The sequence below is a fragment of the Streptococcus sp. HMSC062B01 genome (assembly GCF_001811085.1).
Classification (GTDB): Bacteria; Bacillota; Bacilli; order Lactobacillales; family Streptococcaceae; genus Streptococcus; species Streptococcus gordonii.
In genome coordinates, this window is sequence record NZ_KZ672780.1 from 382,293 (window position 1) to 406,020 (window position 23,728).

Consider the following 23,728-nt stretch of genomic DNA (forward strand, 5'->3'; position numbering starts at 1 on the left):
AAAATGGTCAGTGTACTTGTTGTAGGCTATAAAGCCTTTGATTTAGGAATCTTTGGAGACAAGGATCAACGCTTGAAAATTATCAAAGCAGCTATTCGTAGGGATTTAATTTATCTCTTAGAAAATGGCATGAAATGGCTGGTTTTCACAGGAAATTTGGGCTTTGAGGTCTGGGTTCTGGAAGTTGCTAAGGAATTACAGGAAGAATATAATTTCCAATTGGCGACGATTTTTATTTTTGAAAACCAAGGTGAAAATTGGAATGAGGTTAACCAAGAAAAATTGGCTAAGTTTAAAAATGTTGATTTTATCAAATATGCTTATCCAAGCTATGAAAATCCAAGTCAGTTTCGGACTTATAATCAATTTTTGTTAGAGAGCACAGACGGAGCTTATCTATTTTACGATGAAGAAAATGAGACAAAGCTCAAGTATCTTTACCGAATGATGAAGGAAAATGAACAATATCATATCAAAAAATTAACATTTGATGACTTAAATGAGCTGGCGGAAAATTTTTCTGAAATTTAAAGTTTATACCTTGATTTTTCTCTTCCTTTTCGTATATAATGATAATAATAAACCAGATTGGAGAGAGAAATGGCTAGTATTATTTTTACACCTAAAGATATTTTTGATCAAGATTTTAAAACAGCAGTACGTGGATATAGTAAGCAAGAAGTGGATGAGTTTTTAGATGATGTGATCAAAGACTATGAAACTTATTCAGCTTTAGTGAAGGAATTGCGTGAAGAAAATAGCCGTTTAAAACAAGAACTTTCTAAACGAATTCAGGAAGCTCCAAATTCAACTGCTTCTCAGGTTCATCAGTCATTTGGAGACACAACTCAAACGACAATTACCAATTTTGATATCTTGAAACGACTAAGCCGTTTGGAAAAAGAAGTGTTCGGTAAACAAATCCAAGCGAGCGAATTAAATCAATTGTAATTATAAGACGTGCAATTTTTGGATAATCGCATGAAAAGTTATTTTTCATGAGGAAAGTCCATGCTAGCACTGGCTGTGATGCCGGTAGTGTTTGTGCTAGGCGAAACAATAAGCCTAGGGACGGATTTTTCCGTTACGGCGGGTGAAACAGCTAAGTCTCTTGATATGCTGGAGTAGGCCTGAAAGTGCCACAGTGACGTAGTTTTTGTGGAAACACAAGAAGTGGAACGCGGTAAACCCCTCAAGCTAGCAACCCAAACTTTGGTCGGGGCATGGAATGCGTGGAAACGAACATTGCATTCTGACTGGAAACAGTAGACAGATGATTATCGAAGGAAATGGTGCCTAGTCATTTCTGGAACAAAACATGGCTTATAGAAAATTGCATATAGGTGGAGGCTAGGGCTTGGTTCTTAGCCTCTAATTATAGTGAAATATACTTTAAAAAGTTAGGGATAGCAACTTTTCCTGATCTAAGTAAATCTCAAGTCGGCTATCTCAGTATATGGATAGACGCTTCCCCTTTGTTTTGAGGAAATAATGAAAAAAACATTTGACTTAATAGCGACAGCTGCAGCAGGTCTAGAAGCAGTAGTTGGTCGTGAAATTAGAAATCTTGGAATCGATTGTCAGGTTGAAAATGGTCGAGTTCGTTTCGAAGGAGATGTCCAAACTATTATTCAAACCAATCTTTGGTTACGGTCGGCAGATCGGATCAAAATCATTGTTGGGACTTTTCCTGCCAAGACTTTTGAAGAGCTTTTTCAAGGTGTCTTTGCACTTGATTGGGAAAACTACCTACCCTTAGGCGCAAAATTCCCTATTTCGAAAGCGAAATGTGTCAAGTCCAAACTTCACAATGAACCCAGCGTTCAGGCAATTTCTAAGAAAGCCGTTGTGAAGAAGTTGCAGAAACACTATGCGCGTCCTGAAGGGGTTCCCCTTATGGAAAATGGACCTGAATTTAAGATTGAAGTTTCTATTTTAAAAGATTTGGCGACAGTCATGATTGATACGACGGGGACTAGCTTGTTTAAGCGTGGTTATAGGACAGATAAGGGTGGAGCACCAATTAAGGAAAATATGGCAGCTGCCATTCTTCTCTTATCCAATTGGTATCCTGATAAACCTTTAGTTGATCCGACATGTGGCTCTGGAACTTTTTGTATAGAGGCTGCTTTGATTGGTAAAAACATTGCTCCTGGTCTTTATCGTTCTTTTGCTTTTGAAGAATGGAATTGGATAGATCGAGCACAAATTCAGAAAGCAAAAGCTGATGCTCGTATGCAAATTAAGCAGGATATTCAATTGGATATTGCTGGATCGGATTTGGATGCGCGTATGATTGATATTGCCAAGAAGAATGCTGAAGAAGCTGGGGTGGAAGACTGTATTTGCTTTAAGCAAATGAGGTTGCAAGACTTGCACACTAACAAAATCAATGGTGTGATTATCTCAAATCCTCCCTATGGGGAAAGACTTTTGGATGATACGGCTGTTACAAAGCTCTACCAGGAAATGGGGCAAACTTTTGCACCATTAGAAACATGGAGTAAATTTATTTTGACTAGCGATGAAGCTTTTGAAAGTAAATATGGCAGTCCGGCAGATAAAAAGAGAAAACTCTATAATGGAACCTTGAAGGTTGATTTATATCAATATTTTGGAAAAAGAGTCAAACGAAAACTTGAAGAGCAGAAAGGATGACTATGAGTAAGGAAAATAAAAAACCTGAAAGCCAAGAGCAAGAATCTATTTTAGATTTTGAAGAAGCTAAGGAAATGACTATTGGTCAGGCTGCCAGAAAAAGTGAGGAATTAGAAGCTGGCGTCAAAGAAGATGATAGTGTTTTAGACAAATACATCAAGCAACATCGTCAAGAAATTGAAGCTGGAAAGTATACAGCTACCGTTCAAGCTCAAAAGAAACAAGACGAAAAGGCAGAAGAAGCGAAAAAAGAAACAGTTTCAACTGATGAGACGAAAGAAGAAGTTATAGCTTCTCCTAAGAGTCCTGGATTAGAAGCTGAGGTCAGCCAAGCTTTTGCTGACGAGCCTGAAGATAAGACTCAGGTGGACTTGGAGCCTGTTGCTTCAGTATCTACACCAGTAACTGAGGATTCATATGAAGAAGATGATGAAAAGACAGGCTCTGGTAGTAAAAAGGTCATCTATGCCCTAGTAGCTCTTCTGGCTGTAGCTGGAATTGCGGCAACTGCGTATTTTGCGATGAATCGTAATCAGGCAGGCAAAACAGTAACGAGCTCCAGCAGTCAAGCAAGTAAAAAGACTAGTTCAAGTAGTTCAAGTTCTGAAAACAAGGCCTTGAAAAAATTTAATGATTTATACGATTCTTTCTTTACTGATAAGAATAAATTGGCTCTTAAAAACAGTAGCTTTGCCAACTTAGATCAATTAAAAGCAGCGCTTGAAGCCTTAAAAAATGATAAGGAATATACGGTTGCTAAGGCTAAATATGATAGTCTTGTAAAACAAATCTCAGCAATTCAAGCAGTCAATTCTCAGTTTGAAACAGCTGCGATCAAAGATGGCGTTTTGGATACCAATGCAAAAGTTAAGGGAGACGCGACTTTTACTGAAACTAAAACGGGTAATGATAATTTAGATAAGTTAATCAGCTCTGCCATTAGTCAAGGAAAGGGTCAGCAAACAGTCTCTCAATCAGCTGGAGGTCAAGGGACTGCTTCCAATACAACTCCAGCACCTGCTGAAACAACTCCAACAGCACCGACCACTAATAATACGGATCAAGGCGTAATCACTGGTGGTTCTACTGGATATGGAGGATTGTCCAGCACTGGTGTGGCTCTGCAGAGAAATCTAAGTCGTGTTCCTTATAATCAGGCTGTGATTGATGATGTCAATAATCCCGCTTGGGTCTTTAATCCAGGTATTTTGGAAAAAATCTTAAAAATTTCACGGGAACGTGGCTATATTACTGGCGATCAATATATCATCGAACGTGTCAATATTATAAAAGGAAATGGCTACTATAATCTCTTTAAGCCAGATGGAACCTACCTCTTTAGTATCAACTGTAAAACAGGTTATTTTGTAGGAAATGGTCCGGGCTATGCGGATTCTTTAGACTTTTAGAAATAAAAAATCTCAAGCTAAAAAATTAGTCTTGAGATTTTTTTGTTATTAAAGGATCAAATAACATGGCGTTCGAAAGCATTATCCGATATGCCTTGTTTGAGGATTAACTTAGCCCACTCCTTGGCAGAAAAGAGGCTGTGATCTTTATAGTTTCCGCAAGACTCAATCGTAGTTCCTGGGACGTCCTCCCAAGTAGTGGTTTCAGCGATTTCTTCAAGGCATGATTTGATCACTTGAGCGATTTCGGATGGGGTATGACGTCCCCACATGATCATATGGAAACCAGTTCGACAACCAAAAGGAGAGCAATCAATCATTCCATCAATGCGTTTACGGATAAGCATGGCCAGCAGGTGTTCAATGGTATGGAGACCTGCAGTTGGAATGGAATCTTCATTGGGCTGGACAAGTCGGATATCAAAATTGGAAATGACATCTCCTTTTGGTCCGCTTTCTTCTCCAATGAGTCGTACATAAGGGGCCTTAACGATTGTGTGATCAAGCTCGAAACTTTCAACAATAACTTCTTTAGACATAAAAGTCTCCTTTGTAATCAATTTCTATAGTTTGATTATATCAAATATTTTTGCAAAAAAATAATTTTTGACAAGAATAAAGGTGTCACAAGGCTTTGCCAAAAACTTAATAAAATAATATAAGAAATCGCTCTCTTTTTTACCAAAATCAGTTTGTTAATTTATCAAATTTATGATAAAATAATTAAGAATTTTCGAATTCAATTTAAAATAAATTAATGAGGTAAAAACATGGAAATGATTTTCGCTCTTGTTTTTGCCGTCATCATTGGTTTAGTCATTGGATATGTAAGCATCTCGGCTCGAATGAAATCTTCAAAAGAAGCCGCGGAACTTACTCTTTTGAATGCTGAACAAGAAGCAACGAATTTACGCGGTCAGGCCGAGCGTGAAGCAGATATCATTTTGAAAGATGCAAAACGCGAGACTAATTCGCTTAAAAAAGAAGCACTTTTGGAGGCAAAAGAAGAAGCCAGAAAATATCGAGAAGAAGTTGAGGCAGAGTTTAAGTCTGAGCGTCAAGAGCTGAAACAAACAGAAAGTCGTTTGACAGAACGTGCAGCTAGCCTTGATCGAAAAGATGATAACTTGACCAACAAAGAGAAGTTGCTCGAGCAGAAAGAACAAAGTCTTTCAGATAAAACTAAATACATTGATGAGCGGGAAGAACAACTAGCTGAGCTTGAAAAACAAAAAGAAGCTGAACTAGAAAGAGTTGCTTCACTATCGCAGAACGAAGCACGTGATCTGATTCTTGCTCAAACAGAGGAAAAGCTAACCAAAGAAATTGCGATGCGTATTCGTGAGGCTGAACAAGAGGTTAAAGAACGCTCTGACAAGATGGCTAAAGATATCTTGGTTCAAGCCATGCAGCGGATTGCTGGTGATTATGTGGCTGAGCAGACCAACTCAACGGTCCACTTGCCTGATGATACGATGAAGGGACGGATTATCGGTCGTGAAGGACGCAATATCCGCACTTTTGAAAGTCTTACAGGAATTGATGTTATTATCGATGACACTCCAGACGTTGTAACCCTATCTGGATTTGATCCTGTTCGCCGTGAAATTGCTCGCATGACGATGGAAGCCCTCCTTAAAGATGGACGGATTCATCCAGCTCGTATTGAAGAGTTAGTCGAGAAGAACCGTTTGGAAATTGATAATCGTATTCGTGAATATGGGGAAGCAGCAGCCTATGAAATTGGAGCTCCAAACCTTCACCCTGATTTGATGAAGATCATGGGACGATTGCAATTCCGCACGTCTTATGGACAAAATGTCCTTCGTCATTCAATTGAAGTGGCGAAGTTAGCAGGAGTCATTGCTGGTGAACTTGGTGAAAATGCAACTCTGGCACGCCGGGCTGGTTTCCTTCACGATATCGGAAAAGCAATTGACCGAGAAGTGGAAGGAAGTCACGTTGAAATTGGTACCGAGCTCGCTCGTAAGTACAAGGAACATCCAGTTGTGGTCAACACCATTGCTAGCCACCATGGAGATGTAGAAGCTGAAAGCGTGATTGCAGTCATTGTTGCTGCAGCGGATGCGCTCAGCGCTGCTCGTCCGGGTGCTCGTAGCGAGTCACTAGAGAGCTATATTAAACGCTTGCATGACTTAGAAGAAATTGCGAATGAATTCGATGGTGTTAAGACAAGCTTTGCTTTGCAGGCGGGTCGTGAAATCCGCATCATGGTTCATCCTGAAAAAATCAAGGATGATAAGGTGACGATTTTGGCACATGATGTTCGTGAGAAGATTGAAAACAATCTGGAGTATCCAGGAAATATCAAGGTCACAGTTATTCGTGAATTGCGTGCCGTTGATTATGCTAAGTAGAGAAACAGCTTTCGAGCTGTTTTTTTCTTTCAGTAGCTTATAATCATCATAAAAAGCAGTTGAAATATCTGCTTTTTTTTGTTACACTAGGTAAAAGACTGTGAAGGAGACCAAATGACGGAACGTGGCTTGTTAATCGTTTTTTCTGGACCATCTGGTGTAGGAAAAGGAACGGTTAGACGTGAAATTTTTGAAAGCTCAGAAAATCAATTTCAATATTCTGTATCTATGACGACACGTCCGCAACGTCCAGGAGAAGTGGACGGTGTGGATTATTTCTTTAGAACTCGTGAAGAGTTTGAAGAGTTAATCCGTCAGGGTCAGATGTTGGAGTATGCTGAGTATGTCGGTAACTACTACGGGACGCCACTAACTTATGTCAACGAGACCTTGGATAAGGGAATCGATGTCTTCCTTGAAATTGAGGTGCAAGGTGCCTTGCAGGTCAAGAAAAAAGTTCCAGACGCTGTCTTTATTTTTTTGACACCTCCAGATTTGGAAGAATTACAAGACCGTTTGGTTGGTCGTGGCACAGACAGCGCAGACGTCATTGCTAAGCGCATTGAGAAAGCCAAGGAAGAAATTGCCCTCATGCGTGAGTATGACTATGCTATTGTCAATGATGAGGTCAGTCTAGCGGCCGAACGAGTTAAGCGAGTGATTGAGGCGGAGCATTTCCGTGTGGATCGCGTGATAGGCCACTATCAAGATATGGTGAAAAATTCTGCAACAGTAAGATAAAGATTAGAAATTAGGTAAAGAATTATGATGTTAAAACCGTCTATTGATACCTTGTTGGACAAGGTACCATCAAAATATTCATTAGTAATTTTGGAAGCAAAGCGTGCACACGAGCTTGAGGCTGGCGCTACACCGACTCAGGACTTTAAATCTGTCAAATCAACTCTTCGAGCTCTAGAAGAAATTGAGTCTGGAAATGTAACGATTCACCCAGATCCAGAAGGAAAGCGTGAAGCTGTTCGTCGCCGTGCAGAAGAAGAGCGATTGCGTAAGGAAGAAGAAGAGCGTAAAATTAAAGAACAAATCGCTAAAGAAAAAGAAGAAGGCGAAAAGATTTAAGATTGGGGGAACTCAATCTTCTTTTTTCTATTCCAGCTATTTTTTCGGTATAATGAAGAGACGTATATTTTTTTGTAATTAATTCGTAAAAACGTGTAATGTGAGAAAGGAAGGTGAGGAAATGCTAGTTGCTAAAGTTATTGTAGATGTACCCTTGATGCAGACGGATAAACCTTTCAGTTATGCAGTTCCTCAAGAGTTTTCTCAAGCCTTGCAAGTTGGGATGAGGGTTCACGTTCCGTTTGGGAAAGCCAATCGTTTGATTCAAGGGATTGTTCTTGCTATTGAAGAGGAAGAGGGATTGGGATTAAAAGAACTTGTGGAAGTTCTTGATTTTAGTCCGGTTTTAAACGAAGAGCAACTCTGGCTGGCAGATGAGCTACGTAAAACAGTCTTCTCTTACAAAATTTCCATTTTAAAAGCCATGTTACCTAATTTTCTTAACTCTTCCTACGACAAAATACTCTATCCGACGGAAGCGATGTCTTTAGAGGAGAGACAAGAGATTTTTGGTGAACAGGCTAGTCTTCGCTTTTCTGATTTAGATAAGGAACGGCAAGCAACCTTTATGCGCTTGAGCCAATTAGGACGGATTCGTATGGAGTATCAGGCAACAGATCAAAAACGAATCAAAACAGAAAAATGGTATAAGGTAGATCATAATTCTTTAGAGACGATGGACATATCCAGTCGTGCCAAAAGAAAGCAGGATTTAAAAGAGTATTTATTGAAGCAAAATGGCGCTCAGCTGCTGGCAGATTTGCGGGAAAAATTTTCTAGAGAATTGGTTCAATATTTTATAAACCAAAATGCAATTGTTATTGAGGAAAGGGAAGTTAGCCGAACAGCAAGCTATTTTGAGAAAGAGAGAAAGGACCAAGAATTACAGCTCAATAACGAGCAAGAGCACGCTGTCGCTGCTATAACCGAGAAGATTGGCCAAGATGCGAAACCGATCTTGTTAGAAGGAATCACGGGAAGTGGCAAGACAGAAGTCTATCTTCAAGTAATTGAGCAAGTCTTACAAAAAGGGAAAACTGCTATCATGCTGGTTCCTGAAATCTCTCTGACTCCACAAATGACGGATCGTTTTATTGCCCGCTTTGGCCAACAGGTGGCAATCCTTCATTCTGGTTTGTCTAATGGTGAAAAATATGACGAATGGCGTAAGGTAGAAAGAGGGGAAGCCCAGGTCGTTGTTGGCGCGCGCTCAGCTGTCTTTGCCCCTCTCAAAAATATTGGTGCGATTATCATTGATGAGGAGCACGAGTCTTCATACAAGCAGGATTCTAATCCGCGTTACCATGCTCGAGAAGTTGCTATTCTCCGAGCTCAGTATAATAGGGCGGTTTTAGTTCTGGGGTCAGCAACGCCAAGCTTGGAAAGCAGAGCAAGAGCGGGGAAGGGGCGGTATCAGTTTTTAAGGCTGACTAAACGGGCCAATCCTCTAGCCAAGGTTCCTCAAGTTGAAGTCATTGATTTTAGGGATTATATTGGTCAAAATGAAGCCAAAAACTTTACCCCTCCACTTTTAGAGGCTATTCAAGAGCGCTTGGATAAAAGGGAGCAAGTTGTTCTCATGTTGAACCGCAGGGGTTATTCAAGTTTTATTATGTGCCGAGAATGCGGGACAGTAGACACTTGTCCAAACTGTGATATCTCTTTAACGCTCCATATGGATACCAAGACCATGAACTGCCATTATTGCGGTTTTATCAAAGATATTCCCTATGCCTGTCCAAACTGTTCCAGCAGGAGTATGCGCTATTATGGAACTGGGACGCAGAAAGCTTATGATGAGCTAAAAACAGCCTTTCCAGATGCGCGGGTTTTGAGAATGGATGTGGATACGACTCGAAAAAAAGGTAGTCATGAAAAGATTTTAGAAGCTTTTGGGCGAGGAGAAGCGGATATTTTACTGGGAACCCAGATGATTGCTAAGGGCTTGGATTTTCCAAATGTAACCCTGGTCGGTGTGCTGAATGCTGATACGGCCCTGAATTTACCAGACTTTCGTTCTTCTGAGCGGACTTTCCAGCTTTTGACTCAAGTAGCTGGTCGAGCAGGCCGGGCAGACAAGGAAGGCCAAGTTTTGATTCAGTCCTACAACCCGCACCATTATGCTATAGAGTATGCTAAAAAGCAAGATTATGAAGGCTTTTTTAACTATGAAATGAATATTCGCAGGCAACTTGGCTATCCGCCTTATTATTTTACAGTTGGCTTGACTTTATCCCACAAAGATGAAGAATTTTTAGTAAAAAAATCCTATCAAGTTTTGGATATTTTGAAGCAGGGTCTGTCTGACCAGGTTAAAATACTGGGACCTACACCCAAGCCAATTGCCCGTACACATAATCTTTTTCACTATCAAATTTTAGTAAAATATCGTTTTGAAGATAATTTGCAAGAAACTTTAAATAAGATTTTGGAATGGACGCAGGAACGAGATAACAAGGACTTGCGTTTCAGCATTGATAACGAACCACAAAACTTTATGTAAAAGGAAACAAGTATGACAAAACTAATATTTATGGGTACACCTGACTTTTCTGCTACGGTCTTAAAGGGATTGTTGGAAAGTGGCCAATATGAGATTTTGGCTGTGGTAACCCAGCCAGATCGAGCAGTAGGTCGAAAAAAAGAAATTAGAATGACGCCAGTGAAAGAAGTGGCTTTATCTTACGAGTTGCCAATCTATCAGCCAGAAAAATTATCAGGAAGTCCAGAAATGGAAGCAATCATGAATCTAGGTGCTGACGGAATTGTAACTGCAGCATTTGGACAGTTCCTTCCAAGCAAACTTCTTGCAAGCATGGACTTTGCAGTCAACGTTCACGCTTCCCTCCTTCCCAAACATCGTGGTGGCGCCCCAATTCATTATGCTTTGATTCAAGGTGATGAGGAAGCTGGTGTGACTATTATGGAGATGGTTAAGGAGATGGATGCAGGAGATATGATTTCCCGCCGAAGTATTCCAATCACTGATGAGGATAATGTTGGCACTTTGTTTGAGAAATTAGCCATTGTTGGTCGAGATTTGCTTTTGGACACATTACCGGCTTATCTTGCTGGCGACATTCAGCCTGAAGCTCAAGATCCAAGTCAGGTTACTTTCTCACCAAATATCAGGCCAGAAGAAGAAAGACTGGATTGGACCAAGACCAACCGTCAACTCTTTAATCAGATACGCGGGATGAATCCTTGGCCTGTAGCTCATACTCTATGGCAGGGCGGAAGATTTAAAATTTATGAAGCAGAATTAGCAGATGGAGATGGTCAGCCAGGAGAGATTTTAGAGATTGGGAAAAGGCAGCTACTTGTTGCAACTGGAGAAGGGGCACTCGCCCTTAAGACAGTTCAGCCAGCTGGAAAACCCAAAATGACTATCTCAGATTTTTTGAATGGTGCTGGCCGAAACTTAGCAGTAGGAGATAAGTTTGGAAACTAGAAGAAAAAGTGCGCGACAGGTGGCTTTAGAGGTGTTAGAAGAGGTGTTTGATCAAGGAGCTTTCTCGAATATTGCCCTCAATAAGGCTCTCAATAAGGTTCAGCTTTCTCAACAAGATAAAAGTTTAGTGACAGAACTTGTCTACGGAACAGTTGCTCGTAAGCTGACCCTTGAGTGGTATCTGTCCCATCTAATTGAAGACCGGGATAAACTAGACTCTTGGCTATACATTCTCTTGCTCTTGAGTCTTTATCAAATGCTGTATTTGGATAAGATTCCAAATCACGCTCTTATTCATGAAGCTGTTGAACTAGCTAAAAAACGAAAGCTAGGAAGCGATAAGTTTGTTAATGCTATTTTGCGTCGGATAGAACGTGAAGGTGTAGCTGACGTTGAAACGATTAAACGGAAGAACAAGCGCTATTCTATCCAATATTCGACGCCAGTATGGCTAGTTAAGGCTTTAATAGAAGAGTATGGTGAAGAACGTGCCCTGGCAATTTTAGCGAGTCTTTTTGAGCGGAATAAAGCCAGTATTCGTGTGACAGACTTGGCTCGTAAAGAGGAACTAAAAGGACTTTTACAGGCAGAAGATTCTCTCTTAGCTCCGTCTGCTTTGGTTAAGAATCAAGGTCACTTTGCTGGTCACGAATTGTTTACGTCTGGCCTAATTACGATTCAGGATGAGTCTAGTCAGCTGGTGGCACCAACTTTAGGTATTGAAGGAGATGAAAGAATCTTAGATGCTTGCAGTGCGCCTGGTGGAAAGACTCTTCATATGGCTTCATATTTAAATACTGGGGAAATCATAGCCCTAGACTTGTATGAGCATAAGCTTCAATTGATCGAAGAAGCAGCTACTCGTTTGGGTCTTGCTGATAAAGTTCAAACAAAAAAGCTTGATGCTAGAGAAGTCTATCAGAAATTCGGTAAGGATGCCTTTGATAAGATTTTAGTAGATGCTCCGTGTTCGGGAATTGGTCTCTTACGGCGAAAACCGGATATCAAATACAACAAAGAAAATGCAGATTTTCTCTCTTTACAAAAAATTCAGCTAGAGATACTAGATAGTGTTTGTAAAAGTTTGAGAAAAGGTGGTATAATAACTTATAGTACCTGCACTATTTTTTCACAAGAAAATAGTCAAGTAGTTTCTAAATTTTTAGAGAAACATCCTAACTTTGAGCAGGTAAACTTAAAACATGAAAGAAAAGATATTCTAAAAGATGGGTGTATTTTAATTACTCCCGAATTATATGGAAGCGATGGCTTTTTTATCAGTCAGTTTAGGAGAATATCTTGAAAGAGGAGGATACTAACAGAATGGAAATAGCATTATTAACAGATGTTGGTAAAAAACGTACAAATAATCAAGACTTTGTAAATCATTTTGTAAATCGTTCTGGGATGCCTTTGATTGTCCTAGCAGACGGTATGGGCGGTCACCGTGCTGGAAATATTGCAAGTGAGATGGCCGTGACAGACTTGGGTGCTGCTTGGGTCGATACGCAGATTGATTCTGTCAATGGTGTGAGAGATTGGTTTGCTGAGCATTTAGAAGCAGAAAATAAAAAGATTCATGAAGTTGGACAATCAGACGAGTACAAGGGAATGGGAACGACACTTGAGGCCATTGCGATTATTGGCAATCAAGCAATTTATGCTCATATAGGGGATTCTCGTATCGGTTTGGTTCGTGGAGAAGAGTACAAACAACTAACAAGTGACCATTCTTTAGTCAATGCTCTTTTAAAAGCTGGTCAGATTACAGCTGAAGAAGCTGAACGCCATCCCCAACGAAATATCATTACCCAATCTATCGGACAAAAAGATGAAATTCAGCCTGATTTTGGAATAATCACTTTAGAAGAGGGCGACTATATCGTGATTAACAGTGATGGTTTATCAAATATGGTAGCCGGAAGTGAAATCTATGATATTCTAAAAAGTGATCTCACTTTGTCAGAAAAAGCTCAAACTTTAATTCGCTTTGCCAATAATGCAGGAGGTCTGGACAATATTACAGTAGCTCTTGTTTACTTTGACAAGGAGGAAGAAGCATGATTCAAATCGGCAAAATTTTTGCCGGGCGATATAAGATCATCAAACAAATTGGCCGAGGCGGGATGGCAGATGTCTATCTTGCCAAGGATTTGATTTTAGATGGTGAAGAAGTGGCGGTTAAGGTTCTTAGAACCAATTACCAGACGGATCCTATCGCTGTTGCACGTTTCCAACGAGAAGCGCGTGCCATGGCGGATTTGGACCATCCACATATCGTTCGTGTCACCGATATTGGTGAAGAAGATGGCCAGCAATATTTGGCTATGGAATATGTAGCTGGCTTGGATCTCAAACGTTATATCAAGGAACACTCTCCTTTGTCGAACGAAGAGGCCGTTCGAATTATGGGGCAAATTCTTTTAGCCATGCGTTTGGCACATGCTCGTGGGATTGTTCACCGAGATTTGAAACCGCAAAACGTTCTCCTGACTCCAGATGGAAATGCTAAGGTAACGGACTTTGGGATTGCGGTTGCCTTTGCAGAAACAAGTTTGACCCAAACAAATTCCATGCTTGGTAGTGTCCATTATTTGTCTCCTGAGCAGGCGCGTGGTTCGAAAGCAACTTTCCAAAGCGATATTTATGCGATGGGGATCATCTTTTATGAGATGCTGACTGGTCATATTCCTTATGATGGGGATAGTGCAGTGACGATCGCTCTACAACATTTCCAAAAACCATTGCCGTCCATTATTGCTGAAAACGCCAATGTTCCGCAGTCTTTGGAAAATGTTATTATTAAGGCTACTGCTAAAAAGCTGACAGATCGATATCAGAGTGTTTCGGATATGTATGTAGATCTGTCTAGCTGCCTGTCACCTGAACGACGGAATGAAAAGAAACTGATGTTTGATGACGCGGTAAAAGCGGATACTAAAACACTTCCGAAGATTCCACAAGTCACACCTCCTGTAGCTTCTAGAGTAAAAAATGATCCAGCTACAGATGTTGAACAGAAAGTCCCTCAAGTTGCACCGCCAACAAAACCTAAGAAAAAGCATCATTTGAGAGCGAGATACAAGGTTTTGTTAGCTGCAGTATTTCTGGTCATTGCTGCTTTTCTAGCTTTGCTCTATCTAACACCATCTAATAAGCAGGTTCCAGATGTTACTGGCAAGACAGTTGCTGAAGCTAGAGAAGCGATTGAAAAAGTCAATTTAAAAGTTGGCGAAGAAATAGAAGAGAATAGTGATGAAGTAGCTTCTGGAATGATTATTCGAACAGATCCAGTGGCAGGGACTCAGAGAAAGGAAGGCAGTACGGTTAATTTAGTTGTTTCTAAGGGAGCTAAAACGCTGATCATGGAAGACTATACTGGCCAAACGACTGCCCAAGCCGTTGAAAGGCTCACGGATGTTCTAAAAGTTCCAAAAAACAATATTAAAGTTGAAGAAGTTGAAACAAACGATGCAGAAGAAGGAACAATTTTTGAACAGACACCAGCTGCGGGAGCTACCTATGATCTCACTTCAAATACGAAGATTGTTTTAAAAGTAGCCAAAGCAGTATCAACGATTGAAATGCCAAACTTTGGTAGCCTTCAATATACTTATGCAAACGCTCGGAATTATCTGATTTCTCTAGGAATTCCATCTAGTAACATTGAAAGAGTCGTGGATCGTTCAGTTGTGTCGAGTCAATCTGATTTGGTGACATCACAATCTCCAGCAACTGGACCAGTTAATCCTAAGAAGGTAAAAGTAACCTTATATGTAACTGAAGCAACTACTCAAAGTTCAAGTTCTAGCTCAAGTTCGAATTCTAACTCCTCATCAAGTAGTAAGAATACGTCATCGTCAAGTTCTTCAGAGGATGAAACTTCAGCATCAAGTTCGACACATGGTGATTAAAAAAGCAACCTCCTTGGTTGCTTTTCTTATGGCCTACTTCTGAAAGTTGAGATTTTCTGGAATAAATAAGGATTGAGCTGAGGTCTAGAAATTTAGGATTCATGCTCAGGTCTGAGGAAAAAATAGTAAAATTTGATACAATAGAAATAGAAAAGTAGAAAGGATAAGTATGATGAGAAAGATTCAGTTTTTTGTGTTAATTGAAGCAATTTTACTGACAATGGCTTTTATTACGGTTGTTGCAGGCGATTTTTCTCGACTTGTCCTTCTCTCAATTTTGTTTTTGCTCTTTCTCTATTATTATTTTGGCAGGCAAAGAGGTAACTTTTTCCTAGTTACAGCTTCCATTCTCTTTTTTCTTATTATTATGCTCAATCCATTTGTCATTGCAGCAGTTCTATTTGCTGTTGTTTATGGTCTGATTGTTGCTTCGCCCTATATATACAGAGAAAATGAAGCGACACATCTAGTTTTTGAGCAAGATACAGTTGTAAAAAAAGAGAAAAATCGTTGGCTTGGGGATATACATCATTTTTCCTCCCACGATAGTTGCCGATTTGACGATATTAACCTTTTTCGAATGGTAGGGAAAGATACTATTCATCTGGAAGAGGTAATTTTAACCAATCATGATAATGTTATTATCTTGCGAAAAGGGATTGGCGATACAAAAATTATTGTTCCAGTTGATGTGGCAGTCAGTTTAAAGGTTAATAGCTTATATGGGGAACTCTCCTTTTTAGGACAGACTGTTCGAGAATTGAGAAATGAAAGTATTTCTCTGACTACACCAGATTTTGACAGAGCCAATAAAAGCGTTAAAATTGTTATTGCCAGTCTTATTGGAAATGTTGAGGTCGTTCGTAAATGAGGAAGTCTTACTATTTTATACTTTTCTTTTATTCCTTTCTTGTTTTAGCCGTTGTCATTCAATATGTCTTCAGCCTTTTTGGTTTTCAATGGCAAACAGTTCTGGGGAATTTTGAAACACTACAAAAATTTATCTTCTTCATTTTCTTTTTAGCTCTTTCCTTGACTATATTACTCTTGCTGATTATGAAGTTTGTACAGATTGTAACCTTAACATCTATCAGAAGAAATATTCGAAATATTCTAGATGGCCAAGAAGTTGAGAAAAGTAATCAGGAAGATATTGATTACGGATTTGAAAAAATTGCTGCTAAAATGGCTTTGTTAACAGAAAATCTGCAGAAATCTGAAAATCAAGTTCTTCAAAACGAAGAGGTGATTATTGAGAAAGAACGCCGTCGTATCGCTAGAGATCTCCATGATACGGTTAGTCAGGAGCTTTTTGCAGCGAATATGATTCTATCAGGTGTCTCAGGTCAACTGGGAACTTTGGAAAAAGAAGCGGTAGAGAATCAATTAAAAGGAGTATCCTCTATTTTGGATACTGCCCAAAAAGATTTGCGAATCTTGCTACTACATCTTCGGCCTACAGAATTAGAAGGTCGAAGTTTGGTCGAAGGTTTGGAAGTGATCTTGAAAGAGTTAGTTGATAAGAGTGAGATTGAAGTCAACTTTGAACATCGTGTTGGTTCTATTCCTAGACAGATTGAGGAACACATCTTTCGAATTGCGCAAGAGATTATTAGCAATACCCTTCGCCATGCCAAGGCTAGTCGTTTAGATGTCTACTTATATCAGAACAGACACGAAGTTCAGCTAAAAATGGCTGATAATGGTATTGGTTTTCACAGAGAAAAGCTAGATGAAATAAGTTATGGCTTGAAAAATATTGAAGAGAGAGTTCATGATATGGCAGGAGAAATTCAGATTTTGACTGCTCCTAAGCAAGGAGTTGCAATTGATATTCGAGTGCCTTTACTAGATAGAAATGAGAATTAGTATGAAAATTTTATTAGTAGATGATCACGAAATGGTTCGTTTGGGATTAAAAAGCTACCTAGACTTACAAGCAGATGTTGAAGTGGTGGCAGAAAGTTCTAATGGCCGTGAGGGAGTTGAGCTGGCTTTGGAGCTAAGACCAGATGTCATCATCATGGATATTGTTATGCCAGAGATGAATGGCATCGAGGCGACTATGGCAATTCTAGAAACTTGGCCAGAGGCAAAAATTTTGATTTTGACTTCCTACTTGGATAATGAAAAGATTTATCCTGTTTTGGATGCTGGTGCTAAAGGATACATGCTGAAGACATCTAGTGCAGATGAGATCTTACATGCTGTCCGAAAAGTAGCTAGAGGAGAAGTTGCGATTGAAACAGAAGTCAGCAAAAAAGTTCAGCACCATCGCAATCACATTGAATTACATGATGATTTAACCGCTCGAGAACGAGATATTTTGGGGCTTCTAGCCAAGGGATATGAAAATCAACGCATTGCAGATGAGCTTTTTATTTCTCTGAAAACAGTAAAAACTCATGTTTCTAATATCTTGTCAAAATTGGAAGTGAGTGACCGGACTCAAGCGGTTGTTTATGCCTTTCAGCATCACTTGGTTCCTCAGGAAGACTTCTGATAAGGAAGAAAAAGTCTTCCGATTTTGAGAGCAGTCCTCTGGTCGTATTTATGGTATAATGGGAACATCGCAAATAAAGAGGGATATATGGACGCAAAATTAAAATACAAGGCTAAGAAAATTAAAATTGTTTTCTTTGACATTGATGATACTTTGAGGGTGAAAGATACAGGTTATATGCCGGCGAGTATCCAACAAGTATTTAAGACTCTGAAAGAAAAAGGTATCCTGGTAGGGATCGCTTCAGGTCGTGGGATTTTTGGTGTGGTGCCCGAGATTCGTGAACTAAAACCTGACTTTTTTGTGACCCTAAACGGTGCTTATGTAGAAGATAAAAAAGGACAAGTCGTTAGTGAGCAAGCAATTCCCCAAAATATAGTAGAGAAGTACATTGCTTGGACTAAGGATGTTGGGATTGAATACGGGCTTGTTGGCAGTCATGGAGCCGCTCTTTCGGCTCGCAGTCCAATGATTAATCAAGCCATTGATGTTGTTTACCAGGATTTACCTGTCGATCCTGACTTTTACCAGTCAGAAAAGATTTATCAAATGTGGACTTTTGAGGATCAAGGAGATAGTTTACAGCTACCTGCAGATTTATCAGGAGATTTACGTTTGGTTCGTTGGCACCCGAATTCCTCAGATGTCGTTTCGATTGCTGGTTCCAAGGCGACAGGAGTCCAAAAGGTTATAGAAAAACTTGGTTTAAAACCTGAAAATCTCTTGGTTTTCGGTGATGAGTTGAATGACCTAGAGCTATTTGACTATGCTGGCATGAGTATTGCTATGGGGCACTCGCATCCAAAAATTATTGAAAAAGCAGATTATATTACAAAAACAGTAGAAGAAGATGGCATCTTTGATGCTTTGGAGAAATTAGGTATGGTAGAAAAAGAATTAAACTTTCCACAAGTGGAAATGGAAAAAAACAAAGGGCCTTTTGCAACAATCAAGACAAATCTAGGTGACATGAAATTGGTCCTGTTCCCAGAACAAGCTCCTAAAACGGTAGCTAACTTTATCGCTTTGTCAAAAGATGGATATTACGACGGTGTTATTTTCCACCGTATTATTCAAGATTTTATGATTCAAGGTGGAGATCCCACAGGAACAGGAATGGGTGGCGAATCGATTTATGGCGAAAGATTTGAAGACGAATTTTCGCCAGAATTGTATAATATTCGCGGGGCGCTCTCTATGGCCAATGCTGGACCTAATACTAACGGTAGTCAGTTCTTCATCGTTCAAAATTCTAATCTGCCGTACTCAGCAAAAGAATTGAGTCGTGGGGGCTGGCCGGAACCTATCGCAGAAATCTATGCAAATAAAGGTGGTACACCACACTTGGATCGTCGTCATACAGTGTTTGGTCAGTTACTAGACGAACAATCCTATCAAGTTTTGGATAAGATTGCTCAGGTAGAGACTGGAGCGATGGATAGACCAGTTGAAGATGTTGTTATCGAGACAATTGAGGTTGAAGACGAATGAAGATTGGCGATAAATTAAGGGGGACCATTACAGGAATCCAACCTTATGGTGCCTTTGTTGAACTTGAATCTGGTATTACCGGATTGATTCATATATCCGAAATTAAAACAGGATACATAGAAAATATTCATGATCTTCTAGCCATAGGAGACACTGTGCAAGTGCAAGTCCTTGATTTCGATGAATATACTAAGAAGGCTAGCCTATCAATGAGAACTTTGGAAGAAGAAAAACATCGCCTACCTAAGCGTCATCGCTTTTCGAATGACCGTCATAAGTTTGGCTTTGCCCCTCTTGCTAAGAGTATTCCGACATGGACTGAGGAAGCCCTCCAGTTTCTATCTAATCAAAAAGATGAAAAAGAAAATCATCCTGAATGTTAGGATGATTTTTTTATTTATCATTCGTTTGTAAAATTATTTGTCAAATTCATATAAAGCAGTTGACAAATAGCGTTCACCATTATCTGGAGCAAGGGCTAGAACTTTTTTACCTTTCCCTAGTTTTTTAGCAACTTCAATTGCTGCATAAATTGCTGCTGCAGATGAAATACCAACGAGGAACCCTTCTTTGCCACCAATATGACGGCCAAAGTCTAAAGCCTGTTCAGAAGTAACTCGCACAATTTTATCATAGCCATCAGTATCGAGGGTTTCAGGGATAAAGCCGGCAGAAAGTCCTTGGATTTTATGTGGTCCAGGTTTTTCACCAGATAGAACAGCAGATTCGTCTGCTTCAACCGCATAAATCTCAATTGCAGGATTTGCTTTTTTAAGGGTATGGGAAACTCCTGAAATAGTTCCTCCTGTTCCGACTCCACCAACAAAAGCATCCAATCCAGTATCACCAAAGGCAGCTAGAATTTCTACACCAGTAGTTCTTTCATGTACTTCAGGGTTAGCAGGATTATTAAATTGAAGTGGCACCCACGCATTTCTTTCTTCAGCAATTTCCTGTGCTTTTGCAATAGCTCCCTTCATTCCTTCGCTTCCAGGAGTCAAGACTAACTCAGCTCCATAAGCTTGGATGATTTTACGACGCTCAACACTCATCGTTTCAGGCATGACAATAACAACCTTATAGCCTTTTGCTGCTCCAACCCAAGACAAACCAATTCCAGTGTTTCCACTGGTTGCTTCAACAATAGTTGATCCAGGTTTAAGAAGTCCATCACGCTCTGCTGCCTCAATCATACTGAGAGCAATACGGTCTTTGACAGAAGATCCTGGATTAAAGGCTTCTAACTTCACGTATACATCAGCAGCTCCCTCAGGAACTAAATGATTAAGTTTGACAATGGGAGTATTTCCGATTAGTTCGGTAATGTTATTATAGATTTTAGACATAAGTACACCTCATGAAATAGAATTAAGAAAAGTATAAAATGAAAATTGGAATTTGTAAAATATAAAAAAGCTATGGCTATCATAGCTTTTTTTTATATCAAGAAATAATAGGAACTTCTACTTGACGAATTCCTTGGTTACTCAACTGAACTTTACCATTGAAAAATTCGATCAGGCCTTCCTCAATTCTATTTTGATCTTCTTTATTCACAAAAATAGTGGTAGCTACAGAATCCGTAAACTCCGTATCAAATTCCATTAAGTTTTCAGATTTTAAAAAATTAGCATACTCTTGATATTGACTATAGGACAACTGAAGTCTCAATCCTACTTGCTCTTTAATTTCTACCAGTCCAATTTCTTTAACTGCTAGAGCGACGCTTCCTGCGTAAGCTCGAATCAATCCTCCCGCGCCTAATTTAATTCCGCCAAAATACCGAGTTACGACAACGCAAAGATTGGTTAACTGATGACTTTCCAAGACTCCCAGCATGGGAACACCAGCAGTACCACTTGGTTCACCGTCATCACTAGTTCTCTTGATTTCACTTTTTTCTCCCAAAATAAAGGCAGAGCAGTTATGAGTGGCCTTGTAGTGCTCTTTTTTTATGGTGTTTATAAAGTCTCTGGCTTCTTCTTCAGATTCTACCCGCTTTACATGACAGATAAAACGAGATTTTTTGATTTCCTCTTCAACTTGACCATTTTCTTTGATAGTTTTAAATTCCATGATTTCATTGTACAAAAAATCAAGGATTTTTCCAAGAAAATACGAATAAAAAGATATGTTAGAATTGCAAGATTGTTTAGGGCGAATTTTTACTAAAGAACAGTTACCTCCTGAACTACTTAAGAAAGCTAAAAGACTATCATCAATTTTTGAAAAAAAGGGAGAACTCTTTTGTTCTCGCTGCTACAGTCAGATTGATAAGGAAAGATATTTATTGCCAATTGGTGCATATTATTGTAGAGAATGCATTCTTCTAGGGAGAGTGCGTAGTGACGAAGATCTTTATTTTTTTCCACAAGAGTCTTTTCCTTTTATATCGAGTTTGAAATGGCTTGGCCAATTGACAGAATATCAGGAAAGAGTTTCTAAAGGGTTACTTGAAGGAGTACAAAATAAGCAGGATACTTTAGTCCACGCTGTAACTGGAGCAGGAAAAACAGAGATGATATATCAAGTGGTTGCTCAGGTGTTAGATCAAGGAGGTGCTGTCTGTATAGCTAGTCCTCGGATAGATGTCTGTTTGGAACTTTACCGGCGTTTAAAAGAAGATTTTTCATGTGATATTTCCCTATTGCATGGGGAGTCCGACCCCTATTCACGCAGTCCCTTAGTGATTGCAACAACTCATCAATTACTAAAATTTTATCAGGCATTTGATTTACTCATTGTTGATGAGGTAGATGCCTTTCCTAATGTAGATAACCCTGTGCTCTATCATGCTGTCGAGCAAGCAGTAAAAAATGAAGGAACTACAATATTCCTAACGGCTACGTCAACTGATGAGCTTGATAAAAAAGTCCAAAAAGGAATTTTGAAAAGATTAAGTTTGCCAAGACGCTTTCATGGAAATCCCTTGATTATCCCACAAAAAGTATGGCTTTCTGGTCTAAATAAAGACCTCCAAAGAGAAAAACTACCAGCCAAGTTAGTCAAGTATCTGAGAAAACAAAGAAAAACAAAATTTCCACTCTTAATTTTTGCTTCAGAAATTAAAAAAGGGCAGGAGATAAAGCAAGTCTTACAAAAATATTTTCCAGAAGAAAATGTAGGTTTTGTAGCCTCTACAACGGAAAATAGATTAGAAATAGTGCAAGATTTTCGAGATAACAAAATAAGTATACTAGTTACAACTACAATTTTAGAAAGAGGGGTTACTTTTCCCTGTGTAGATGTAATTGTTTTAGAAGCTAACCATCGTCTCTTTACAAGGAGTGCTTTAGTACAAATTGGCGGGCGAGTGGGAAGAAGTATGGAACGACCGACAGGTGACTTACTATTTTTCCATGATGGCACTAATATACAGATAGAAAAAGCAATCAATGAAATTAAAGCAATGAACAGAGAGGCCGGATTATGAGACAATGTCTACTCTGCTTATCCCTATTAGAAGAGCAGTTAAATTTTATAGATTTATTGCAATTAAAAAGAAAAGAAAATGACGTTTGTCAAGAATGCTTAAATACCTTCGAAGAAATTCCAGAAGAACATTGTCCAAGCTGTTATAAAGCTGGGGACAAAAACTTGTGCCAAGATTGTCAGTACTGGCAGGAAAGAGGGTTAGAAGTGGCTCATAAAAGTTTGTACACTTATAATAAGGCTATGAAAGACTATTTTAGTCGTTACAAATTTCAAGGAGATTACCTATTAAGAAATGTGTTTGCCTTATGTATAAGAAGAGAATTAAAAAAATACCAAAGTTACACAATTTTAAGCATTCCTTTAAGTGAAAGTAAGATGAAAACAAGAGGATTCAATCAAGTGTCTGGATTGCTTGAAGCTGCACAGATACCTTATCAAGAACTATTAAAGAAAAAAGAAAGCCAGACTCAGTCTAGTAAAGACAGAAAAGAGAGATTAGAAAACACAGGTAATTTTTACATGATTGAAAATACGAAAATCCCACAAAAAATTTTACTTGTAGATGACATCTATACAACAGGTGCAACCTTACAGGATGCAAAAATGACATTATTTGAAAACGGAGCGAAAGAAATCATGACATTTTCACTAGCAAGATAAGAAAAAAATTTGCAAAAACATAATGAAAGCGTTATAATTAATATATAAAAAGAAAAATTTTATGTTTAGAAAGAAGGTACTTATATGATTAAATATAGTATCCGTGGTGAAAACCTTGAAGTAACAGAAGCAATCCGTGATTACGTAGTTTCTAAACTGGAAAAGATTGAAAAATACTTCCAAGCTGATCAAGAACTTGATGCACGTGTAAATCTTAAAGTCTACCGTGAAAAAACGGCTAAGGTTGAGGTGACAATTCCGCTTGGTTCAATAACTCTTCGCGCTGAAGATATCTCACAAGATATGTATGGCTCAATTGACCTAGTAGTTGATAAAATTGAACGCCAAATTCGCAAAAATAAAACTAAAATTGAAAGAAAAAATAGAACTAAAGTTTCAACAAGTCAAATCTTTACAGATGCAGTAGTAGAAGAAGTTGATGAAGCACCTGCAAAAGTTGTTCGTTCAAAACACATTGATTTGAAACCGATGGATTTAGAAGAAGCACTTCTTCAAATGGAGTTGCTGGGACATGATTTCTTCATTTATACGGATGTAGATGATAACACAACAAATGTCATCTACCGTCGAGAAGATGGAGATCTTGGTTTACTTGAGGTAAAATAATGAGTTTTAGAAAAGCTGGACCACTGTCCAGCTTTTTGATTATATAATATTAAACAAAGGCTTAAAAAAATAATTTTTTAAAAAAATATAAAAAAAGTTCAAAAAAGTAGTTGACAGGAGAG

At 39.0% G+C, this 23,728-nt stretch carries 23 protein-coding genes and 1 other RNA gene; 21 read left to right on the plus strand and 3 right to left on the minus strand.

Going from position 1 to position 23,728, the window contains the following annotated elements:
* Window positions 1-3: 3 nt before the first annotated feature.
* From HMPREF2780_RS05140 to HMPREF2780_RS05160, 5 genes are all read left to right on the plus strand, one after another.
* A complete protein-coding gene (locus HMPREF2780_RS05140; RefSeq protein WP_105026297.1) occupies window positions 4-531 on the plus strand; it encodes an SLOG family protein in 528 nt (175 codons plus the stop codon).
* Between the two features lie 69 nt (window positions 532-600).
* Window positions 601-951 carry a cell division regulator GpsB gene (gene gpsB, locus HMPREF2780_RS05145; protein WP_008808583.1) on the plus strand — a complete coding sequence of 117 codons (351 nt, stop codon included), beginning with the start codon at window positions 601-603 and terminating at the stop codon, window positions 949-951.
* 14 nt (window positions 952-965) lie between these two features.
* Window positions 966-1,331: RNase P RNA component class B (gene rnpB / locus HMPREF2780_RS05150), an RNA gene on the plus strand.
* Between the two features lie 160 nt (window positions 1,332-1,491).
* On the plus strand, window positions 1,492-2,658 hold the full coding sequence (locus HMPREF2780_RS05155; RefSeq protein ID WP_105026298.1) for a THUMP domain-containing class I SAM-dependent RNA methyltransferase: 1,167 nt from the start codon (window positions 1,492-1,494) through the stop codon (window positions 2,656-2,658).
* A gap of 2 nt (window positions 2,659-2,660) precedes the next feature.
* Window positions 2,661-4,067: a cell division site-positioning protein MapZ family protein gene (locus HMPREF2780_RS05160; protein WP_105026299.1), complete on the plus strand. Its 1,407-nt coding sequence runs from the start codon at window positions 2,661-2,663 to the stop codon at window positions 4,065-4,067.
* Between the two features lie 56 nt (window positions 4,068-4,123).
* Here the strand turns inward: HMPREF2780_RS05160 and HMPREF2780_RS05165 are convergent, their stop codons facing one another.
* Window positions 4,124-4,606 carry an S-ribosylhomocysteine lyase gene (locus tag HMPREF2780_RS05165; RefSeq protein ID WP_008808586.1) on the minus strand — a complete coding sequence of 161 codons (483 nt, stop codon included), beginning with the start codon at window positions 4,604-4,606 and terminating at the stop codon, window positions 4,124-4,126.
* A 231-nt stretch (window positions 4,607-4,837) separates the two neighbouring features.
* Between HMPREF2780_RS05165 and HMPREF2780_RS05170 the strand changes: the two genes are divergently transcribed.
* From HMPREF2780_RS05170 to HMPREF2780_RS05230, 13 genes are all read left to right on the plus strand, one after another.
* Window positions 4,838-6,445, plus strand: coding sequence for a ribonuclease Y (locus tag HMPREF2780_RS05170; RefSeq protein ID WP_045772969.1), 1,608 nt, complete (start codon window positions 4,838-4,840; stop codon window positions 6,443-6,445).
* A gap of 114 nt (window positions 6,446-6,559) precedes the next feature.
* The gene (gene gmk, locus HMPREF2780_RS05175) at window positions 6,560-7,186 is read left to right on the plus strand and encodes a guanylate kinase (RefSeq protein ID WP_045505966.1); all 627 of its coding nucleotides are present in this window, start codon (window positions 6,560-6,562) and stop codon (window positions 7,184-7,186) included.
* Window positions 7,187-7,210: 24 nt separating this feature from the next.
* Window positions 7,211-7,525, plus strand: a complete 315-nt coding sequence (gene rpoZ, locus HMPREF2780_RS05180; RefSeq protein ID WP_008808589.1) for a DNA-directed RNA polymerase subunit omega — start codon at window positions 7,211-7,213, stop codon at window positions 7,523-7,525.
* 121 nt (window positions 7,526-7,646) lie between these two features.
* A complete protein-coding gene (locus HMPREF2780_RS05185; protein ID WP_048775280.1) occupies window positions 7,647-10,028 on the plus strand; it encodes a primosomal protein N' in 2,382 nt (793 codons plus the stop codon).
* Window positions 10,029-10,040: 12 nt separating this feature from the next.
* Window positions 10,041-10,976 carry a methionyl-tRNA formyltransferase gene (gene fmt, locus HMPREF2780_RS05190; protein WP_105026300.1) on the plus strand — a complete coding sequence of 312 codons (936 nt, stop codon included), beginning with the start codon at window positions 10,041-10,043 and terminating at the stop codon, window positions 10,974-10,976.
* Window positions 10,966-12,279, plus strand: a complete 1,314-nt coding sequence (gene rsmB, locus HMPREF2780_RS05195; RefSeq protein WP_061596059.1) for a 16S rRNA (cytosine(967)-C(5))-methyltransferase RsmB — start codon at window positions 10,966-10,968, stop codon at window positions 12,277-12,279. The genes fmt and rsmB overlap by 11 nt, the downstream gene beginning before the upstream one ends.
* A gap of 20 nt (window positions 12,280-12,299) precedes the next feature.
* Window positions 12,300-13,040, plus strand: coding sequence for a Stp1/IreP family PP2C-type Ser/Thr phosphatase (locus HMPREF2780_RS05200; RefSeq protein WP_012000093.1), 741 nt, complete (start codon window positions 12,300-12,302; stop codon window positions 13,038-13,040).
* Window positions 13,037-14,890, plus strand: coding sequence for a Stk1 family PASTA domain-containing Ser/Thr kinase (pknB, locus tag HMPREF2780_RS05205; RefSeq protein WP_105026301.1), 1,854 nt, complete (start codon window positions 13,037-13,039; stop codon window positions 14,888-14,890). The genes HMPREF2780_RS05200 and pknB overlap by 4 nt, the downstream gene beginning before the upstream one ends.
* Window positions 14,891-15,062: 172 nt before the next feature.
* Window positions 15,063-15,761: a cell wall-active antibiotics response protein LiaF gene (gene liaF, locus HMPREF2780_RS05210; RefSeq protein WP_045506061.1), complete on the plus strand. Its 699-nt coding sequence runs from the start codon at window positions 15,063-15,065 to the stop codon at window positions 15,759-15,761.
* The gene (locus HMPREF2780_RS05215; RefSeq protein ID WP_105026302.1) at window positions 15,758-16,759 is read left to right on the plus strand and encodes an envelope stress sensor histidine kinase LiaS; all 1,002 of its coding nucleotides are present in this window, start codon (window positions 15,758-15,760) and stop codon (window positions 16,757-16,759) included. The genes liaF and HMPREF2780_RS05215 overlap by 4 nt, the downstream gene beginning before the upstream one ends.
* A 1-nt stretch (window position 16,760) precedes the next feature.
* Window positions 16,761-17,393, plus strand: a complete 633-nt coding sequence (locus tag HMPREF2780_RS05220) for a response regulator transcription factor (protein WP_061600073.1) — start codon at window positions 16,761-16,763, stop codon at window positions 17,391-17,393.
* An 87-nt stretch (window positions 17,394-17,480) separates the two neighbouring features.
* Window positions 17,481-18,884: a bifunctional Cof-type HAD-IIB family hydrolase/peptidylprolyl isomerase gene (locus tag HMPREF2780_RS05225; protein ID WP_082307131.1), complete on the plus strand. Its 1,404-nt coding sequence runs from the start codon at window positions 17,481-17,483 to the stop codon at window positions 18,882-18,884.
* A complete protein-coding gene (locus HMPREF2780_RS05230; protein ID WP_012000099.1) occupies window positions 18,881-19,267 on the plus strand; it encodes a S1 RNA-binding domain-containing protein in 387 nt (128 codons plus the stop codon). The genes HMPREF2780_RS05225 and HMPREF2780_RS05230 overlap by 4 nt, the downstream gene beginning before the upstream one ends.
* 33 nt (window positions 19,268-19,300) lie before the next feature.
* On the opposite strand, the gene cysK is transcribed toward HMPREF2780_RS05230, so the two are convergent.
* Together cysK and HMPREF2780_RS05240 are read right to left on the minus strand one after the other, a co-directional pair.
* Window positions 19,301-20,230, minus strand: coding sequence for a cysteine synthase A (cysK, locus tag HMPREF2780_RS05235; protein WP_061599612.1), 930 nt, complete (start codon window positions 20,228-20,230; stop codon window positions 19,301-19,303).
* A 97-nt stretch (window positions 20,231-20,327) separates the two neighbouring features.
* Complete coding sequence (locus tag HMPREF2780_RS05240) at window positions 20,328-20,960, minus strand: YigZ family protein (protein ID WP_045772978.1); 633 nt, start codon at window positions 20,958-20,960, stop codon at window positions 20,328-20,330.
* 55 nt (window positions 20,961-21,015) lie between these two features.
* Here HMPREF2780_RS05240 and HMPREF2780_RS05245 point away from each other — a divergent pair, with 55 nt between their 5' ends.
* From HMPREF2780_RS05245 to hpf, 3 genes are all read left to right on the plus strand, one after another.
* On the plus strand, window positions 21,016-22,317 hold the full coding sequence (locus tag HMPREF2780_RS05245; protein ID WP_105026303.1) for an ATP-dependent helicase ComFA: 1,302 nt from the start codon (window positions 21,016-21,018) through the stop codon (window positions 22,315-22,317).
* Window positions 22,314-22,979 carry a ComF family protein gene (locus HMPREF2780_RS05250; RefSeq protein ID WP_105026304.1) on the plus strand — a complete coding sequence of 222 codons (666 nt, stop codon included), beginning with the start codon at window positions 22,314-22,316 and terminating at the stop codon, window positions 22,977-22,979. Before HMPREF2780_RS05245 ends, HMPREF2780_RS05250 begins: the two co-directional genes overlap by 4 nt.
* Before the next feature lie 84 nt (window positions 22,980-23,063).
* On the plus strand, window positions 23,064-23,606 hold the full coding sequence (hpf, locus tag HMPREF2780_RS05255) for a ribosome hibernation-promoting factor, HPF/YfiA family (RefSeq protein WP_012000104.1): 543 nt from the start codon (window positions 23,064-23,066) through the stop codon (window positions 23,604-23,606).
* The last annotated feature ends 122 nt before the right edge of the window (window positions 23,607-23,728 follow it).

Bases quoted from the DNA above. Each gene is read 5' to 3' on its own strand.
- HMPREF2780_RS05140 (WP_105026297.1), top strand. From the start codon at position 4: ATGGTCAGTGTACTTGTTGTAGGCTATAAAGCCTTTGATTTAGGAATC.
- gpsB (WP_008808583.1), top strand. From the start codon at position 601: ATGGCTAGTATTATTTTTACACCTAAAGATATTTTTGATCAAGATTTT.
- HMPREF2780_RS05155 (WP_105026298.1), top strand. From the start codon at position 1,492: ATGAAAAAAACATTTGACTTAATAGCGACAGCTGCAGCAGGTCTAGAA.
- HMPREF2780_RS05160 (WP_105026299.1), top strand. From the start codon at position 2,661: ATGAGTAAGGAAAATAAAAAACCTGAAAGCCAAGAGCAAGAATCTATT.
- HMPREF2780_RS05165 (WP_008808586.1), bottom strand. From the start codon at position 4,606: ATGTCTAAAGAAGTTATTGTTGAAAGTTTCGAGCTTGATCACACAATC.
- HMPREF2780_RS05170 (WP_045772969.1), top strand. From the start codon at position 4,838: ATGGAAATGATTTTCGCTCTTGTTTTTGCCGTCATCATTGGTTTAGTC.
- gmk (WP_045505966.1), top strand. From the start codon at position 6,560: ATGACGGAACGTGGCTTGTTAATCGTTTTTTCTGGACCATCTGGTGTA.
- rpoZ (WP_008808589.1), top strand. From the start codon at position 7,211: ATGATGTTAAAACCGTCTATTGATACCTTGTTGGACAAGGTACCATCA.
- HMPREF2780_RS05185 (WP_048775280.1), top strand. From the start codon at position 7,647: ATGCTAGTTGCTAAAGTTATTGTAGATGTACCCTTGATGCAGACGGAT.
- fmt (WP_105026300.1), top strand. From the start codon at position 10,041: ATGACAAAACTAATATTTATGGGTACACCTGACTTTTCTGCTACGGTC.
- HMPREF2780_RS05200 (WP_012000093.1), top strand. From the start codon at position 12,300: ATGGAAATAGCATTATTAACAGATGTTGGTAAAAAACGTACAAATAAT.
- pknB (WP_105026301.1), top strand. From the start codon at position 13,037: ATGATTCAAATCGGCAAAATTTTTGCCGGGCGATATAAGATCATCAAA.
- liaF (WP_045506061.1), top strand. From the start codon at position 15,063: ATGAGAAAGATTCAGTTTTTTGTGTTAATTGAAGCAATTTTACTGACA.
- HMPREF2780_RS05215 (WP_105026302.1), top strand. From the start codon at position 15,758: ATGAGGAAGTCTTACTATTTTATACTTTTCTTTTATTCCTTTCTTGTT.
- HMPREF2780_RS05220 (WP_061600073.1), top strand. From the start codon at position 16,761: ATGAAAATTTTATTAGTAGATGATCACGAAATGGTTCGTTTGGGATTA.
- HMPREF2780_RS05225 (WP_082307131.1), top strand. From the start codon at position 17,481: ATGGACGCAAAATTAAAATACAAGGCTAAGAAAATTAAAATTGTTTTC.
- HMPREF2780_RS05230 (WP_012000099.1), top strand. From the start codon at position 18,881: ATGAAGATTGGCGATAAATTAAGGGGGACCATTACAGGAATCCAACCT.
- cysK (WP_061599612.1), bottom strand. From the start codon at position 20,230: ATGTCTAAAATCTATAATAACATTACCGAACTAATCGGAAATACTCCC.
- HMPREF2780_RS05240 (WP_045772978.1), bottom strand. From the start codon at position 20,960: ATGGAATTTAAAACTATCAAAGAAAATGGTCAAGTTGAAGAGGAAATC.
- HMPREF2780_RS05245 (WP_105026303.1), top strand. From the start codon at position 21,016: ATGTTAGAATTGCAAGATTGTTTAGGGCGAATTTTTACTAAAGAACAG.
- HMPREF2780_RS05250 (WP_105026304.1), top strand. From the start codon at position 22,314: ATGAGACAATGTCTACTCTGCTTATCCCTATTAGAAGAGCAGTTAAAT.
- hpf (WP_012000104.1), top strand. From the start codon at position 23,064: ATGATTAAATATAGTATCCGTGGTGAAAACCTTGAAGTAACAGAAGCA.